General features: G+C 69.8%; 16 protein-coding genes. 7 read left to right on the plus strand and 9 right to left on the minus strand.

Annotated features, from left to right (window positions below; all coding sequences use genetic code 11):
• Nucleotides 1-11 precede the first annotated feature (11 nt).
• From HZB25_07490 to HZB25_07530, 9 genes are all read right to left on the minus strand, one after another.
• Nucleotides 12-890 (minus strand): 2-oxoacid:ferredoxin oxidoreductase subunit beta, encoded by an 879-nt coding sequence (locus HZB25_07490; protein ID MBI5837071.1) that lies wholly within the window; start codon nt 888-890, stop codon nt 12-14.
• The gene (locus tag HZB25_07495) at nt 860-2617 is read right to left on the minus strand and encodes a 2-oxoacid:acceptor oxidoreductase family protein (GenBank protein ID MBI5837072.1); all 1758 of its coding nucleotides are present in this window, start codon (nt 2615-2617) and stop codon (nt 860-862) included. The genes HZB25_07490 and HZB25_07495 overlap by 31 nt, the downstream gene beginning before the upstream one ends.
• A gap of 1 nt (nt 2618) precedes the next feature.
• Nucleotides 2619-3491 carry a Fe-S cluster domain-containing protein gene (locus tag HZB25_07500; GenBank protein MBI5837073.1) on the minus strand — a complete coding sequence of 291 codons (873 nt, stop codon included), beginning with the start codon at nt 3489-3491 and terminating at the stop codon, nt 2619-2621.
• Nucleotides 3492-3502: 11 nt separating this feature from the next.
• Nucleotides 3503-4390, minus strand: a complete 888-nt coding sequence (locus HZB25_07505; GenBank protein ID MBI5837074.1) for an NADH-quinone reductase — start codon at nt 4388-4390, stop codon at nt 3503-3505.
• An 82-nt stretch (nt 4391-4472) separates the two neighbouring features.
• Complete coding sequence (rsxE, locus tag HZB25_07510) at nt 4473-5120, minus strand: electron transport complex subunit RsxE (protein MBI5837075.1); 648 nt, start codon at nt 5118-5120, stop codon at nt 4473-4475.
• An 11-nt stretch (nt 5121-5131) separates the two neighbouring features.
• A complete protein-coding gene (locus HZB25_07515) occupies nt 5132-6001 on the minus strand; it encodes an FMN-binding protein (protein ID MBI5837076.1) in 870 nt (289 codons plus the stop codon).
• Nucleotides 5998-6996: an RnfABCDGE type electron transport complex subunit D gene (locus HZB25_07520; GenBank protein ID MBI5837077.1), complete on the minus strand. Its 999-nt coding sequence runs from the start codon at nt 6994-6996 to the stop codon at nt 5998-6000. The genes HZB25_07515 and HZB25_07520 overlap by 4 nt, the downstream gene beginning before the upstream one ends.
• On the minus strand, nt 6993-8360 hold the full coding sequence (gene rsxC, locus HZB25_07525) for an electron transport complex subunit RsxC (protein ID MBI5837078.1): 1368 nt from the start codon (nt 8358-8360) through the stop codon (nt 6993-6995). The genes HZB25_07520 and rsxC overlap by 4 nt, the downstream gene beginning before the upstream one ends.
• Before the next feature lie 5 nt (nt 8361-8365).
• Nucleotides 8366-9382 (minus strand): FAD:protein FMN transferase, encoded by a 1017-nt coding sequence (locus HZB25_07530; GenBank protein MBI5837079.1) that lies wholly within the window; start codon nt 9380-9382, stop codon nt 8366-8368.
• Nucleotides 9383-9770: 388 nt separating this feature from the next.
• Between HZB25_07530 and HZB25_07535 the strand changes: the two genes are divergently transcribed.
• The 7 genes from HZB25_07535 (at nt 9771) to HZB25_07565 (ending at nt 15136) form a co-directional block, all read left to right on the plus strand.
• Complete coding sequence (locus tag HZB25_07535) at nt 9771-9977, plus strand: ferredoxin (protein MBI5837080.1); 207 nt, start codon at nt 9771-9773, stop codon at nt 9975-9977.
• Between the two features lie 7 nt (nt 9978-9984).
• A complete protein-coding gene (locus HZB25_07540) occupies nt 9985-10956 on the plus strand; it encodes a 2-oxoacid:acceptor oxidoreductase family protein (protein ID MBI5837081.1) in 972 nt (323 codons plus the stop codon).
• The gene (locus HZB25_07545) at nt 10953-12284 is read left to right on the plus strand and encodes a hypothetical protein (GenBank protein MBI5837082.1); all 1332 of its coding nucleotides are present in this window, start codon (nt 10953-10955) and stop codon (nt 12282-12284) included. The genes HZB25_07540 and HZB25_07545 overlap by 4 nt, the downstream gene beginning before the upstream one ends.
• Nucleotides 12281-13294: a hypothetical protein gene (locus tag HZB25_07550; protein ID MBI5837083.1), complete on the plus strand. Its 1014-nt coding sequence runs from the start codon at nt 12281-12283 to the stop codon at nt 13292-13294. Before HZB25_07545 ends, HZB25_07550 begins: the two co-directional genes overlap by 4 nt.
• 300 nt (nt 13295-13594) lie before the next feature.
• Complete coding sequence (locus tag HZB25_07555) at nt 13595-13909, plus strand: GIY-YIG nuclease family protein (protein MBI5837084.1); 315 nt, start codon at nt 13595-13597, stop codon at nt 13907-13909.
• A gap of 106 nt (nt 13910-14015) precedes the next feature.
• Nucleotides 14016-14579 carry a hypothetical protein gene (locus HZB25_07560; protein MBI5837085.1) on the plus strand — a complete coding sequence of 188 codons (564 nt, stop codon included), beginning with the start codon at nt 14016-14018 and terminating at the stop codon, nt 14577-14579.
• Between the two features lie 11 nt (nt 14580-14590).
• Nucleotides 14591-15136 carry a DinB family protein gene (locus HZB25_07565; protein ID MBI5837086.1) on the plus strand — a complete coding sequence of 182 codons (546 nt, stop codon included), beginning with the start codon at nt 14591-14593 and terminating at the stop codon, nt 15134-15136.
• Nucleotides 15137-15569 lie beyond the last annotated feature (433 nt).

Here is a 15569-nt window from a genome sequence, read left to right on the forward strand (position 1 = left end):
GCCGCCCCCTGCTAGGTTGCGCCCCCGGGGAAGGTGATCTCCGCGGGGGTGTCCAGCGACGGCCAGATCCCCACCGCGTCGGAGTGGTCCGGCCCCGAGATCGCCGGGCGTTCGCCGGGCGGGCGGCGGTAGATGACGCCCAGCGCGAAGCGCTCCGCGCGCGCCGTCTCGACGGCCTGCGCGAAGTTGGTCGGGTCGTAGCTCTCGGGCAGCAGGTCGCACTGCGCGTACAGCTGCTGCGCGTAGCTGGGTTTCTGGTAGGTGACGCAACCGGCCATCACGTGCAGGAACGCGAAACCGCGGTGGGAGATGGCCTCGCGGAACATCTGCCGCAGGTGCGGCAGGTTGCCCGCGTGGGTGCGCGCCACGAAACCGCAGCCCGAGCTCAGGAGCAGCATCACCGGGTTGATGGGCCGCTCGTCCTGGCCCGCCAGCCCGCGCTGGGCCTTGAATTCCTGGGTGGAGGTGGGGGAGGCCTGCCCCTTGGTGAGGCCGTAGAGGCCGTTGTCGAGCACCGCGTAGGTCAGGTTCACGTCGCGGCGCACGGCGTGGGGAATGTGGCCGATCCCGATGCTGAAGCCGTCGCCGTCGCCGCCCACCACCACCGTGGTCATGTCGGGCCGGGCGAGTTTGAGCCCGGTGGCGATCGGGAGCGCGCGGCCGTGCAGGGTGTTGAACGAGTACGAGCGGGTGTACCCGGGAAGACGGCTGGAGCAGCCGATCCCGGAGATCAGCGCCAGCTTCTCCGGCTGGATCTCGAGGTCGCTCAGGGTCTGGGTGAGCCCCCGCAGCACGCCGAAGTCCCCGCAGCCGGGGCACCAGACGGGGTTGAGGTCGGTGCGGTAGTCCTTGGGCTTGCTCACTTGGCCTCCGAGACCAGTTGGTCGAATTCGATCAGGGACATGGGAATGCCGCCGGCGCGCGCCACCCGGTGCACCCCGGTCATGCTCGTCAGTCCCCCGAGGTAGTGGAAGAACTGGCTCGTGTAACTCAACTCCACCACGCCCGACCACTCCAGCCCCTTGCGCCACTCCTCGAATGCCTCGAGCGGGAACGGGTACAGGATCTCGGGAAGGAACGCGCGGTACTCGGGGTGCACGCGGACCAGCTTGCGCAACATCCCGTACTGGCTGCCCCAGGCGATGATCCCGCGCGGGGCGTCGTCGCGGCCCACGGTGCGGAACCAGTCCCGGGTCTCGACGGCGATCGCATCCACCTTCCGGAAGCGGCGTGCGCTCATCTGCTGGTGAACCATGGTGTCGGCGCTGGGGGCGCCGGAGGCGGTGTGCTCGAGGCCCGCGGCCAGGTACTCCCCCCCCGGTGTGCCGGGCACGCGGAAGGGCGTCACGAAGCCGTCCCCGTCCAGGCTGAAGCGGGCCGGCCCGTCCCCCTCGTGCCACACCCGCCGCAGCACGGGCGCGGCGGGGGCGGTCCACTCCTCGTGGATGGAGCGGCGCTGGGCGATGTAGGCGTCGGACAGGACCAGGACCGGGATCTGGTAGTTCTCGGACAGGTGCACCGCGCGGAACATCACGTCACGGGCGTGCACCGTGTCGAATACCCCGAGGACCACGCGGGGGAAGTCGCCGTGCCCGCCGAACACCGCGTGGTTGAGGTCGGCCTGTTCGGTGCGCGAGGGCATCCCGGTGGCGGGGCCCGCGCGCTGGCAGTCCACCACCACCACGGGCAGGTCCGAGATCCCGGCCAGGCCGAGCATCTCGGTCATCAGGGAGAGCCCCGGGCCGCTGGTCGCGGTCATGGCCGGCACGCCCCCGAAGCTGGCTCCCACGACCATCCCCAGGGAGGCGATTTCGTCCTCGGCCTGCACCACCCGGCCACCCACCCCGGGCAGCTCGTCAATCAGCGTCTCCATGATCTCCGAGGAAGGCGTGATCGGGTATCCGGCGAAGAAGCGCACCCCCGCGGCCATCGCGCCGCGGGCGACCGCCTCGTTGCCGGACTCGATGCGCAGCTTCTTCCGGCTGGGCTCGCCGCGGAGCGGCAGCAGCTTCGGCGCGTCCGGCGCCGCGTACCCGCGCTCCAGGCCGCCCATGTTCTTCTCCAGCCATTCGGGGCGGTCCCCGAAGCGCTCGAGCAGCAGCTCGCGCGCGAGCTCGAGCGGCCAGCCCATGGCGCGGCACACCAGGCCCAGCCCGAGCATGTTCTTGGGCTCGGCCTCGACCTCCAGGTCGCCCTCCCGCCTGGCGAAGGGGAAGCGGTAGGCGTTGTCGCGGGCGGGCCCCAGCCACGCCGGGATCTCGGAGTCGTCGTGCTGCTCCAGGATGACCCGCGAGCCCGGGTGCAGCCGCACCTGGGCGTCGAACCGCTTGAGGTCGCTCACGCGGAAGCAGAGGAGCAGGTCCGTGGTGTCGCCCTCGTAGTTCATCTCGTGACACGCCAGGCGGATGATGGCCGCGGATTCCCCGCCCCGGATCTGGGGCCCGTAGGACTGGACCATGATTCCGAACAACCCCTGCCGGGCCGCGAGTTCCATGACCAGGTTTCCCAGCAGCACGACGCCGTCCCCGCCGCTTCCGACCAGCGCCATGACCACCGAGTCGGCGGTGGTTTCGTCCCCGATGGTGTAGACGGCGGGAATGAAGTCCTTCTTGCTCAACTCAAGCCTCCGATGTCACGGCCGCCTCGACGGGCTCCGGACGCGGGCGCTGCCCGATGCGGTGCAGGATGGTGCTCGGGCAGATGTCCACGCACGCCTCGTTGCACGACGGTCCGTACGCGATGCACTTCTCGTGATCAATCAGGATGGTGCTTCCGTCCCACGCGATGGCGCCGGCCGGGCACTTGGAGACGCACTTGCGGCACAGGATGCAGCCCACCATGCAGGTGGAGCGGACGACGGTCTGCTTGTCCCGGGCCACGCACGACAACTCGATCCGCCGGTTGCGCGGGTAGAGCTCGAAGAGATTCTTGGGGCACACCGGCACGCAGATGCCGCAGCCGGTGCACTTGTCCGGGTCCACCTGGACGATGCCCTCGGCGGCGATCTTGAGCGCGTCGAAGGGGCAGGCGCGCACGCAGTCGCCCAGGCCCAGGCAACCATTCTTGCACGCCTTGGGCCCGCCGAACACCAGCGACGCGGCGGCGCAGGTCTGGATGCCTGCGTACTCGGCCTCCTGCCGCGCGTACGCGCTGGTGCCATGGCAGCGCATGACCACCAGGCGGTCGGCCACCGCGCCGACGTCCTTGTGGGTGAGCTTCGCGATGGCCTCGGCCACCGTGGCGCGGCCCGGGATGCACAGGTTGGGCGCCACTTCCTCGCGCTCCACCAGGGCCTCGGCGTAGGCGGTGCAACCGGCGAAGCCGCACGCGCCGCAGTTGGCCGACGGCAGCCGCTCGCGCACCTGGTCCACCAGCGGGTTGGTCTTGACCGCGAACTTCATGGCCGCGGCGGCCAGGGCGAAGCCGAAGAACAGGCCCAGCACGGTGAACACCGCGAGGCCCCAGAGCGCGATGCCGAGGGTGGGGTTCATTGCCTAGCGCCTCACCGGAAGAAGCTCAGGCCCGAGAAGCCCATGAACGCCAGGGCGAACAGGCCGGCCAGCGCGAACGCGATGGGCAGGCCCTGGAAGCTGGCGGGTACCCGGGCCAGCTCCATCTTTTCACGGGCGCACGACATCAGGAACAGCGCCAGCGCGAAACCGAAGCCCGAGCCCATGGCCAGGGCCAGCGACTCCAGCGGTCCGGCGTCGCCGGCGGCGTTCAGCAGGGGCACCGCCAGGATGATGCAGTTGGTGGTGATCAGCACCAGGTACACCCCGAAGCTCCGGTGCAGCGCCCGGTGGGTCTTCTTGAGAATGGTGTCCAGCATCTGGACCATGAACGCCACCACCCCGATGAACACCAGCACCTGCAGGAACTTGAGCTGCAGAGGCTTCATCACCAGCTGGTACAGCGCCCACGACATCATCCCGGTGGTGACCATCACCAGGGTGAAGGTCACGCCCATGCCCACGGCGGTGTCGCGCTTCTTCGAGACGCCGAAGAAGATGCACAGCCCCAGGTAGCGGGTGAACACGAAGTTGTTGATGAGCGCCGCCGAGATGATGGCCGTGAGCAGCAGCGCCCAGCGCGAGGGGGCCACGTCCTTCTCCGCCTTCGGCTCGGCGATCTCCAGGCGGTAGGCCTGTGCCGGGTGCAGCGTCTGCCCCGCGCGCAGCACCACCACGTTGCCCGCCTCCACCCGCACTTCGCGGATCTCGATGGGCACGTCGGGGGAGGCCGCCTCGGTGAAGCGGAAGTTGGCCGCGTCGGTCCGCACCGGGGGCGCGGCGAGCTTCACGCGCAGCAGGTCCGGGGTGACGACGCGCGCCGACACCACGGTCCCGCCGGCCGCCCACGCGGGCGCGGGAAGCGAGAGGGCCAGCGCCATCAGCAGCGCCGCCAGCGCCACCGCGGCGGCGGCGACCAGCGCCAGTTCCTGGCGTGCCGGGGCGGGCGCCGCCGCGTGGGTCCTAGCCATGCGCACCCCCGCCACCGGTCTTCCGGGGCGCGCCCGGACCGGCCATCTTCGCCTCGATGTAGTTGAACAGCGCCATCAGCAGCGCGATGGAAAAGAACCCGCCCGCCGGCAGCGCGAAGAACAACAGCGGCTTGAACGGCGTGAGCGGGTAGCCCATGAGCGAGCCGTTGCCCAGCAGCTCGCGCAGCGCCCCGATCACGATGAGCGCGAAGGTGAAGCCCAGCCCCATGCCCATGCCGTCCCAGAAGGAAGGCACCAGCGGCTGGCGCGAGGCGAAGATCTCGAGGCGCGAAATGATGATCGCAAAGGCCACGATCAGCTTCACGTACAGCCCCACCTGCGCGTACAGCGCGGGCACGAACGCCGCGAGCGTCATGTCAATCACGCTCACCCACACCGCGATGATGATGGTGTACACCACGATCCGCACCCGCGGATGGATGAACTTCCGGAAGATGGCCACGGTCACGCTGGAGAGCACCTGCACGAACAGCACCGCGATGCCCAGCGTGATGCCGTTCATCACCGTGGTGGTCACGGCCACCGCCGGGCACAGGCTGAGCGCCAGGCGGAACACCGGGTTTTCGCCGAAGATGCCGTTGAGCAGCAGCTCCCTCACGCCCGGCGGGCGGGTCTGCAGCTGGACGACGCTCACGATCCACCTCCCAGGTACGGCTCAAGCAGCTGCCAGCGGCGCCTGAAGTGGCCCACGGTGGAGCGCACCCCGTCGGTGAGGGCGCGGCTGGAGATCGTGGCGCCGGTCACCGCGTAGATGGGCCGGGTCTTCTCACGGGCGCGGAGGGTCCCGTATTCCTCCTGCCACTGCGCCTGCGGCATCCGCTGCAGCGCCGCCAGCGCGCCGCGCCAGTCCTCCGGCATGGGATCGCGCGTCACGTCGGTGGCGGCGATCTCCCCGGCCGAGCGGCCCGCGTACTGGGCCTGGAACACCTTCGTGGCCACCTCGGCGCCCAGGCCCGGGTCCTCCTCGTGCTCCACCACCCGCACCCCCAGCACCTCGAAGCCCTGGTCCAGCGCCACCAGGAAGCGGATCTTGTTCTTGTAACCCTGGCTGACGCCCTCGACCACGAATCCGGCCGGCTGCCCGCCGTCGCGGGCCACGAAGATGCGGCCCAGCGGCTGCAGCCCGGCGGCCTTGTCGGCCTTCTCGTTCCCGCCGGCGGGCACCTCGGCGCGGGACACCAGCCCGCCCTCCAGGGTGAAGACGATCTGGCTGGCCGCGCCCGACTCCTGGCCGAACGCCTGCGCGCGGTACACCACCTGCCTGCGCGCGGGGGCCAGGAACTGCCGCAACTCCACCACCGAGGCGGAGGGCTTCAGGTGCAGCAGCTGCACCACCGCGGTCTTCTCGCCCTCCAGGCTGGCCTCGCGCTGGTAGCGGTCGGTCCACACGAACACCGCGCCCAGCACCATGGCGCCCAGCGCGCACACCACCGCCATGGACACGGTGATCCGGAACATCTCCGCGCGGTTCCCGCCCACGCCGGCGGTCTCGTCGCTCATGACGGGCTCCCCGCGATGGCGGTCCGGCGCGGGCGGAACCAGAGATTCAGCGCCGGGACCAGGGTGTTGGCCAGCAGGATCGCGTAGCAGATGCCCTCCGGGTAGCCGCCGTACACGCGGATCAGGCCGGTGAGCAGCCCGATGATCAGTCCGAACACCACCTGCCCGTTGCGGGTGGTGGGCGAGGTGACATAGTCGGTGGCCATGTAGAACGCGCCCAGCCACAGCCCGCCGCTCAGCAGATGCAGCCCGGCCGCGCCGGTGAAGGCCGTGGCCAGCGCCGTGCCCGCCACCACGCTCAGCGGGATCCACAGCCTGATGATGCCGCGCGCCACCAGCACCGCGCCGCCCAGCAGCACCAGCACCACCGACACCTCGCCGATGGAGCCCGGGCGGAAGCCCAGCACCAGGCCGTTCCACAGGCCCTCCGGGCTGGTCACCACCTTCACCGCCGCCGCGAGGCCGTGCTCCTTGAGCACGTTGAGTGGCGTGGCCGTGGTCAGGGCGTCGGGGGCCAGGGAGAACCACGGCCGCGGGCTGATCCAGCCGGAGGTCATGGCCAGCGGGAAGGTGGCCATCATGAACGCCCGGCCCACCAGCGCCGGGTTGAACAGGTTGAAGCCCAGCCCGCCGAAGATCACCTTGCCGATCAGCACCGCGAACGCCCCGCCCAGCAGCGCCTGCCACCACTGGACCTGCGCCCCGATGGTCAGCGCCAGCAGCAGCCCGGTGCAGAAGGCGCTGCCGTCGGAGACGGTGTTCCGGCGCTTCATCCCGGCGCAGCAGCCCCATTCCGCGGCCACCGCGCCCGCGACGCAGCAGGCGATCACCACCAGGGCCTTCGGCCCGAACACGAACGCGCCCCACAGCGCCGCCGGCGCCAGCGTGCCGTTCACCCACCACATGATCTTCGCGGTGGACTCGGCCGCGTGCAGGTGCGGCCCCGGCGACACCACCAGCGGGTGCTCGGGGGTCAGGAGGACTTCGTCGCTCATTTCCTGATCCTCAGCTCGCCGGCGCGCCGCAGGCTCGCCTTGGCCACCTGCATGAACTGGACGAGCGGCCGCGAGGAGGGGCACACGTAGGTGCAGCAGCCGCACTCGTAGCAGTCGATGGCGCCGAAGGGCTCGGTCTCCAGCTGGCGGCCAGCCTCCACGCGCACGCTCACCTGGTCGGGCTCCAGCCCCAGCGGGCAGGCCTCGACGCACCGCGTGCAGCCGATGCACGGCCCGTAGCCGCCCTCGAAGGGCGAGACCCCGGTCAGCAGCACCAGCCCGTTCAGCCCCTTGATCACCGGGATGTCCAGGCGCGGCAGCGATCGGCCCATCATCGGCCCGCCGGCCACCACGCGGGTCACACCCTTGTGGAAGCCGCCGCCGAAGGCCACCAGGTCGGCCAGCAGCGTGCCGATGGGCACGCGCACGTTCTTCGGCTCGCGGATGCCCGGCCCGGTCACGGTGACCACCCGGTCGAGCAGCGGCTTGCGATAGCGCACCGCGTCGTGCACCGCGACGGCGGTGGCCACGTTCTGCACCAGCACGCGCACCGCGGAGGGCAGCGCCCGCGCCGGCATCACCCGCCCGGTGAGCGCGTGCACCAGCTGGCGCTCCGCACCCTGCGGGTAGCGCGCCTGGCACATGCCCACCTCGATCTTCACGTCGCCGCGTTCGGCGCCCGCCGCGGCGGCCTCGAGCTTCGCCGCCGCCTCGGGCTTGTCCGACTCCACGCCGATGATCGCGCGCTTCACGCCCAGGATGCGGGCCATCACCATCGCGCCCTCCACGATCTCCACGGGGTGCGCCAGCATGATGCGGTAGTCGGAGGTGAGGTACGGCTCGCACTCCGCGCCGTTCAGGATGAGCGTGTCCAGCTTCACGCCTTCGGGCAGGGTGAGCTTGCGGAAGGTGGGGAAGGCCGCGCCGCCCAGGCCCACGATCCCGGCCTCCCGGATGCGCTCCAGCGCCTCCTCGCGGGAGACGCCGCGCCAGGCCGGGTCCTCGGGGAACTCCAGTTCCTCGGTCCCCTCGCCCTCGGTGCGCGTGATGACGATGGCCTGGGACATCACCAGCGTGGGGTGGGGGTAGCGGTCGAGCGGCTTCACCTTGCCGGAGATGGTGGCGTGCAGCGGCGCGCCGGTGGCCCCGCCGTCGGCGATCTTCTGGCCCCGGCGCACGAGGTCGCCCTTCTTCACGATCATGGTGGCCGGCTCGCCCAGGTGCTGCACCAGGGGCAGGCGCACTTCCTTCGGCGGCGGGATGTCCTCGATGGGCTTGCCCGAGGTCATGCCCTTGTTCGGGCCGGGGTGGATGCCGCCCTTGCCGAAGGTCTTCACCGAGCCGTGGGTCGCGGTTGCGCTCATCCGGCTCAACCGAGGAAGTGCGTTTCGAGCGCACCGGGCCAGCGGAAGCGGTCCGGGCCGAGCAGGAACGCGGAGGTGGACATGACGTCGGATTCCACGCCGGTGCGCGCCAGCACGCTGGCGCTCAGGTGGCCGTCGGCGGGCAGGCCGCGGCGCGCGTCGAACAGGTGGCCGACCCGCATCTCGCCCAGCATGCGGTACTGCTCGTAATTGGCGCTGGTGGCCACCGCGTTGTCGCGCAGCACGAACACCCGGTCGGGCCTGCGGGTGACGGGGTGGTACACGGCCACGGACCAGCCGGGCGCGCCCGGCCCGGGCGTGCCCAGGCCGTAGACGTTGCCGCCGGCGTCCACCAGGCCGGAGGTGATCCCCTCGGAGCGCAGCGCGGCCACCGCCCGGTCCACCGCCCAGCCCTTCCCGATGGAGCCCAGGTCAATCCCCGCGCCGGCGACCGCCAGGCCCAGCGTGCCCCGATCGCGGTCCAGTTCCACGCGCTGCCAGTCCACCAGGCGCTCCGCGGCGGCGATCTCACGGTCGGAGGGGTAGCCGCCGGACCCGGCACCATAGAAACCGTAGGTCCTCATGAGCGGCAGGATGGTGGGATCGTACACCCCGCCGCTGGTGCGGGCGGCGGCCAGGGCCACGCCCATGACGTCCAGCACGGCCACGTCCACGCCCACCGGGGCCATCCCGGCGGAGGCGTTCACCCGGCTGAGCTGGCTGTCGGCGCGGTGCACGCTCATCTGGGCGTCCACGCGGGAGATCTCGGCGAAGGCGCGCTCCACGGCGCGCGAGGCGCGGGCGGTGTCCTCGTGGCGGGCCACGATGCGGACCCAGGTTCCCAGCATCTTGCGGGTCGCGTCCACCGCCCCGGGGGAGTGCGGACGCAGCCGACCGGCCAGCGGCGCCAGCGCGCCGGCGCCCGCCAACAGTCCCAGGCTGGCCAGGAAACGCCTCCGGGTGAAGCCCTGCGAAAACGCTTCGGAGCGGGCCTCGGAACGCTTAGGATCGGTCTCGGGCATGGATACCCTCGCGGAAATCGGGGAGACGGCTACACTCCACTTCGGCGCGGACCGGACGGTCGCAAGGCCTGCAGGCTACCAGAAATGCATGGCGCGCGGTGGGGCCATGCGGCGGTCCGGGAGACGCCACACGCACCCGCGAACATCGCGAAGTGCGTGGCAACGCCTAGGTCTAGCATATTTTATGCAAGACTCACCCCAATGGCCGACAAAACGACCCCAGCCGTCAGGAGTAGTGAAACTCGCATATGTCATAGAGATACGGCCGCGCACCGGGTGCTCCCACGGGGGGCGCCCACGAGGGCGGTCTTCGCAGCTTAACTAGTTGGAAGTGGCCGTAATAAGGTCAATGTAAAGGCGGGAACAAGCCCGCCGGGAGGACGCAGCCATGGCCCCAGTGAACGAGTTCTACGTGGACGCCGACCTGTGCACCGAGTGCGGAGACTGCATCAAGCTTATTCCGCAGGCCTTCCGCAAGGTCGAAGATGAAGAAATTGCAGAGGTTTACAACACGAGCATTGACGAGTCGCTGCTGCCAAAGTTGCAGCAGATCATGACGGATTGTCCGGGTCATGCCATCCTGTGGAAGAAGTGAGGCAATCGTGAAGACTCTGGACCCGCAGGAGGTGCTGCGCGCCTCCGTGCTGGAGTTCCGCGGCGACGGCAAGGCGGGGGGCGGGCTGGTGCTGGCCTTCCAGAGCCTCGCCAACCTGATGCTGACGGATCCCGAAACGCATGTGCAGGAGTGGCCCTTCTTCAGCTCCGCCCGCCGGGGGGCGGGCATCCGCTCGTTCCTGCGCGTGAGCCGCAAGCCCATCATGGCCGCCTGCGAAGTGACGCGGCCGCACATCTCGCTGCTGATGGATGAGGCCGCCGCCCAGCTGGTGGACTTCGCCCAGGGCGTGCCGGCCGGCGGCACCTTCGTGATCAACACCCCGCGTTCCCCCGAGGAGTGCGCGCGCCACTTCAAGCTGAGCGGCCGGGTGATGACCATCGCGGGCGACGACCTGGGGCGGAAGTACCTCAAGCACCCCATCGGCAACGTGGCGGCCTACGTGGCCGTGGCCCAGGCCGTGGGCGGGCTGGAGCGCCAGACCGTGATCGAGGCGTTCCTCAAGATGCTCAAGAAACGCCGCATCCCGCAGCTGCTGCTGGACCGGAACCGGGAGGCGCTGGAGGCCAGCTTCGGCTCGATCCAGACCGGCACGTACGAGTGCGCCGCCCCCTCCGACCACGCGCCCATCCGCTTCACCGGCTACGGCGACCTGCCCATCGGCGCCCAGACCGCGCTGCGGCTGTCGCAGAACAACAAGACCGCGGGCTACGCGCGGAGCGGGCTGCGGCTGCGCTTCGAGGACCCCGCCATGGCATGCACCGGCTGCTCGCACTGCGTCACCAATTGCCCCGAGGGCATCATCCTCTGGGAGAAGGACGACGCGAAGGGCATGCAGGTGACCGGCGTGGACGTGAGCAACTTCTGCAAGCTGTGCGGCGAGTGCATCGAAGTATGCCCCGAGCACCTCTTCAAGGAAGTTCCGTTCAGCGAGGAATGGGAGGAGGTGCTGGTCAAGTGAGCAACCCCGACAACACGATGTTGCTGCCGCACTCCGCCACACCGGCGGGGGAGCGGTACGAGAATGTCATCGATCTCGCGAAGGTGAAGGCGGCGCACCACCCGCTGTACACCCAGCGCGAGACCCTCACCGCCGACGGCAACACCGCCGCGGGCATCGCCACGCTGCAGATGTGGCGGTGCATCATCTTTCCGGGCTTCCCCATCACCCCGTCCACCAAGTGGATCGAGACGGTGGCGGCCCGGATCTCCGAGGACAAGGGCGGTCTGAAGCGCGTGAAGCTGCTGGAGGCCGAGCACGCGGTGGCCGACTACATGGCCGCCGCCGCCGCGGCGTGCCGGGACCTGGTCTTCCCCACCGCCACCAGCTCCGTGGGCCTCGACCACATGACCGAGACCACGCGCTCGCTGGGCGCCAGCGGGCTGGGCAACATCGTGCTCATCGACGTGTACCGCGCCACGGCCAACTACCCGCTGTGCATCGAGGGCGATCCCTCGGACACGCTGGCCCACCGTGACGACGGCTTCATCCAGATCGCCGCGCGCGGCAAGCAGCAGATCTACGACACCATCCTCCAGTGCCCGGTGCTCGGGATGCACCCCGAGATCATGACGCCCACCATGCCCGGCTACTACGGCATCAAGGACAGTCACCGCAACGCGCGGCTGGTGCTGGAGCCGGACGCGGCGATCCACGAGTTCCAGGACAAGTGGATCAAGCCCTGCCACCTTCCGGGACTCATCAACGGCGACACGGCCTTCGGAAACTGCGTCACCTCGCGGTTCTTCCAGGGCTTCAAGGTGTCGCAGAAGAAGCGCATGGAGCGGGTCCTCGAGATCCTGCCGCAGGTCGGCGCGGATTTCGAGAACCACTTCGGCCGTCCCGGACTGGCGTTCTTCGACCAGGTCGGCTGGCCGGCCAGCGGCGAGGCGGACATCGCGGTCGTGGGCATGGGCCCCGATTTCGGCACCTTCGAGTCCATGCGCGAGGAGTACGAGAAGCGCTCCGGCCTGAAGCTTGCCGGCCTGGCGATGCGGCTGCTCACCCCGTGGCCGCGCGACGCGGTGCGGGACCGCCTGGCGAAGGCGAAGGTGGTGCTGGTGCTGAACCAGGCCCATCACCATGGCCGTGGCCACCTGACGCTGGACATCGTCGACTCGCTCTCCGACCTCAGGAACCCGCCGCGCGTGGTCAGCGCGTTCGCGGGCCTGGGTGGGGCGGACGTGTCCGAGGCCACCTGGGAGCTGATGCTCGAGAGCGCCAAGCCGGCGCTGGAGGGCAGGCCCGTGGCCCCCTACATGTTCTTCCACGAGGGGATGCGCATATGAGCGGCTACAAGGAAATCGCGCTGAAGGAGAGTTGCTTCCGGCCCGGCTCCACGTTGTGCCCGGGTTGCATGGAGTCCATCGCGTTCCAGAACGTCGGGCGCGTGACGGACAACGGAATGAAGACCATCTTCAGCATCGGCACCTCGTGCGCCGAGGTCAGCTCGCTGGCGTTTCCAAACGTGGTGGCCTGGGGCCGCGGCGACAAGGCGCCGGATGACTACTCGAAGAGCTTCTCGATCATCCACAACGTGTTCGAATCGGCCCCCACGCTGGCGGAGGCCATCCGCGACGTGTCGGATGTGCTGCAGGACCACGGCGCGCTGAAGCACCCGGTGCAGGTGCTCTCGGCCAGCGGTGACGGCGGGGCGTTCGCCATCGGGCTCCGCTCGCTGCTGCACACCATCCACCGGCGGGCCCGCGTGACGCTGATGGTGCTGGTGAACGAGATGTTTGCCAACACCGGCTTCCAGTACAGCCCGGCGGCGACGCCGTTCAGCGAGACCAGCACCACGCCCGCGGGCGCCGCGCAACCCGGGAACCTGAACATGCCGCTGGACTACATCCACCTCGCCATCGCGGCGGGGGCCGGGATGGTGGCCCAGGTGAGCCCGGCCCACGGCGCCCTGTACCTGCGCACCGTGGAGAAGATGCTCGCGTGCAAGGAAACGGCGGTGCTGTACGTGCCGGCCCCGTGCATCAGCGGCTGGAAGTTCGAGGACGGCCAGACCATCGACCTCGCGCTCATGGGCGCGCGCGCCGGCGTCTTCCCGACCTTCACGTGGGAGAGGGGCAAGGGCGGCAAGGTCACCGACTGCCCGCTCGACGCCGCCCAGCGCCCGCCGATCGAGGAGTTCCTCGGGATGCAGCGGCGGTTCAACCACGTGGTGATGAAGGCCAAGGAGAACGGCCACTTCGTGGTCCGCCCCGGCCAGGAGGAAGTGCTGGTGAAGCTCAAGGCCTGGACGCAGTCGAACGTGGAGCGACTGTACCGGCTGGCCGAACTGAAGTAGCTCCAGCATCCACGCGCCTCGGATGGCGCGGCTGCGGTAGGATCCGAACTCCACAGTCGGATCAGGGGCACGTCCCGGCAGTCGCACCCAGAGCCGGAAGAGGCGCGCTATTGGCCCGGCGCCCCGGTCGAGAGACCGGGGCGCCGGCGTATCCGCCCCACATCCACGAATCATGGCCGCGGGGACGATTCGCAGGTCAGGCATGAAGGCCCGGCCTGCGACGATGGCCGCAGGGGAGCAGCGATGAGCACGATGAACCGAAGGGAACTCATCCGCGAGTACAAGGAGACAGCCCGGCCCATGGGGGTGTTCCGGGTGCTGAACACGGCGAACGGGCGCTACTTCATCGGATCCAGCCCCGATCTTCCGGGGATGCTGAACCGCGTCCGCTTTCAGCTCGGAAACGGCTCCTTTCCCAACCGGGCCCTGCAGGAGGACTGGAAGACCTGCGGCCCGGACGCCTTCCGCTTCGAGGCGCTCGACACCCTGGAGCCGCCCAAGGAGCCGGGATACGACTCGCGGGAGGATCTCCGCACCCTCCTGGACATGTGGATGAAGAAGCTCGCCGCCACGGAAGGGCCGGGCTACCACGGGAGCTCCCGGCCGCAGGACTGAACCGGCCGGGGGCGATCACACTCCCGGCACCCGCATTCCCGATTGTCCTCCCCCCGCCGGGCACGCTACCCTTCCGTGCCGGCCGTCCCCAACCAAGGAGGATGTCATGATCGTAGGACTTCACTCCCTGTGGCTTCCCATCCTGCTCGCCTCCGTCGCCGTGTTCATCGTCAGCTCGATCATTCACATGGCCCTGCCGTGGCACAAGGGCGACTACCGCAAGGTCCCCAACGAAGACAGGATGATGGAGGCCCTCCGCCCGCTGGCCCTGCCCCCGGGCGACTACATGCTGCCGCGCGCGGGCAGCATGGAGGAGATGAAGTCCCCCGAGTTCAAGAAGAAGCTGAGCGACGGCCCGGTGATGATGTTCACGGTGATGCCCCCGGGCCCGTTCAACATGGGCAGCAGCATGGCCCTGTGGTTCCTGTACGTGGTGATCGCCACCGTGCTGGTGGCCTACGTGACCGGCCGCGCGCTCCCGTTCGGCACGCCATACCTGCGCGTCTTCCGCATCGCGGGCGCCACGGCGTTCATCGGGCACGCGCTGGCGCTGTGGCCGATGAGCATCTGGTACCGCCGCTCCCTGCGCGCCACGATCGTGTCCAGCATGGACGCGCTCATCTACGCCCTGGTGACGGCCGGCTTCCTCGGTTGGCTGTGGCCGAGGTAGGCGGGGGCGGGATGTCCGGCGGGGGCGGTCCCGCCGGGGCGGGCGGCTTCGCCTTCGAGGCGTTCCGCGAACTGCTCTGGAGCCAGTTCGGCGCGTCCATCGACATGCTCGGCAACGCCATGCGGGCCTGCCCGGACGCGCTGTGGGCGGACCGCACCCGGCAGCCGGAATTCTGGTATGTCGCCTTCCACACGCTCTTCTGGCTGGACTACTACCTGTACGGCAGGGAGGAGGGCTTCGCCCCGCCACCCCCGTACACGCTGGACGAGATGGATCCCGCGGGGCTGATGCCGGAGCGTCCGTACACAAAGGAGGAACTGCTCGCCTACCTCGCATCCGGCCGCCGGAAGTGCCGCGAGGCGATCGGGGCGCTCACGCCGGAGGGCGCCGCGGCGCGCTGCGGGATCGAGCGGCGGAATATGAACGTGGCGGAACTGCATCTGTATAACCTCCGCCACGTCCAGCATCACGCCGCCCAGCTCAACCTGATACTGCGCCAGGCCACCGATTCCGCTCCGCGCTGGGTGTCCCGGGCCCCGGACGGGCCGGGGGAATAGCCGCCGGGTCGGGCCCCATGGCCCACCCGGGACCTGCCCGCCCCTCCCCGGCGCCGAAACGCACCAACGGATGATTGACACCCCGTCCCGCTGCGGCTACGCTTCTTCCCACGGGTCATGCGCTGAACCCATTGACCTTCGGGGAATTGGCAGATGCCCACCTTGCTGGCTGCAGGTGCCTCGTCTCCGGGAAGTCCCGGAACCGATCTTCCGCCGCGGAAGAGAGGGCTTCTTCCGCAGCCTCCCCGTGCCCGCCTGACCTTCCCCAGCACCCGTCCCGAGATCGTGCAGCGTGAGCCGCTCCCACCCGGAGCGGCCCATCCCCACGCCCTGCGCCGGTCCAATCCACCCGCCTGCCTTCGCACCTCCCGGCGCTCCCCGCTCCACGCGGTCAGGGCCGAGGGCGTGGCGTGACCTGCGGCCGGGAGCGCGC

Source organism: Candidatus Eisenbacteria bacterium (genome assembly GCA_016235265.1).
In the GTDB taxonomy this organism is placed as follows: domain Bacteria; phylum Eisenbacteria; class RBG-16-71-46; order RBG-16-71-46; family JACRLI01; genus JACRLI01.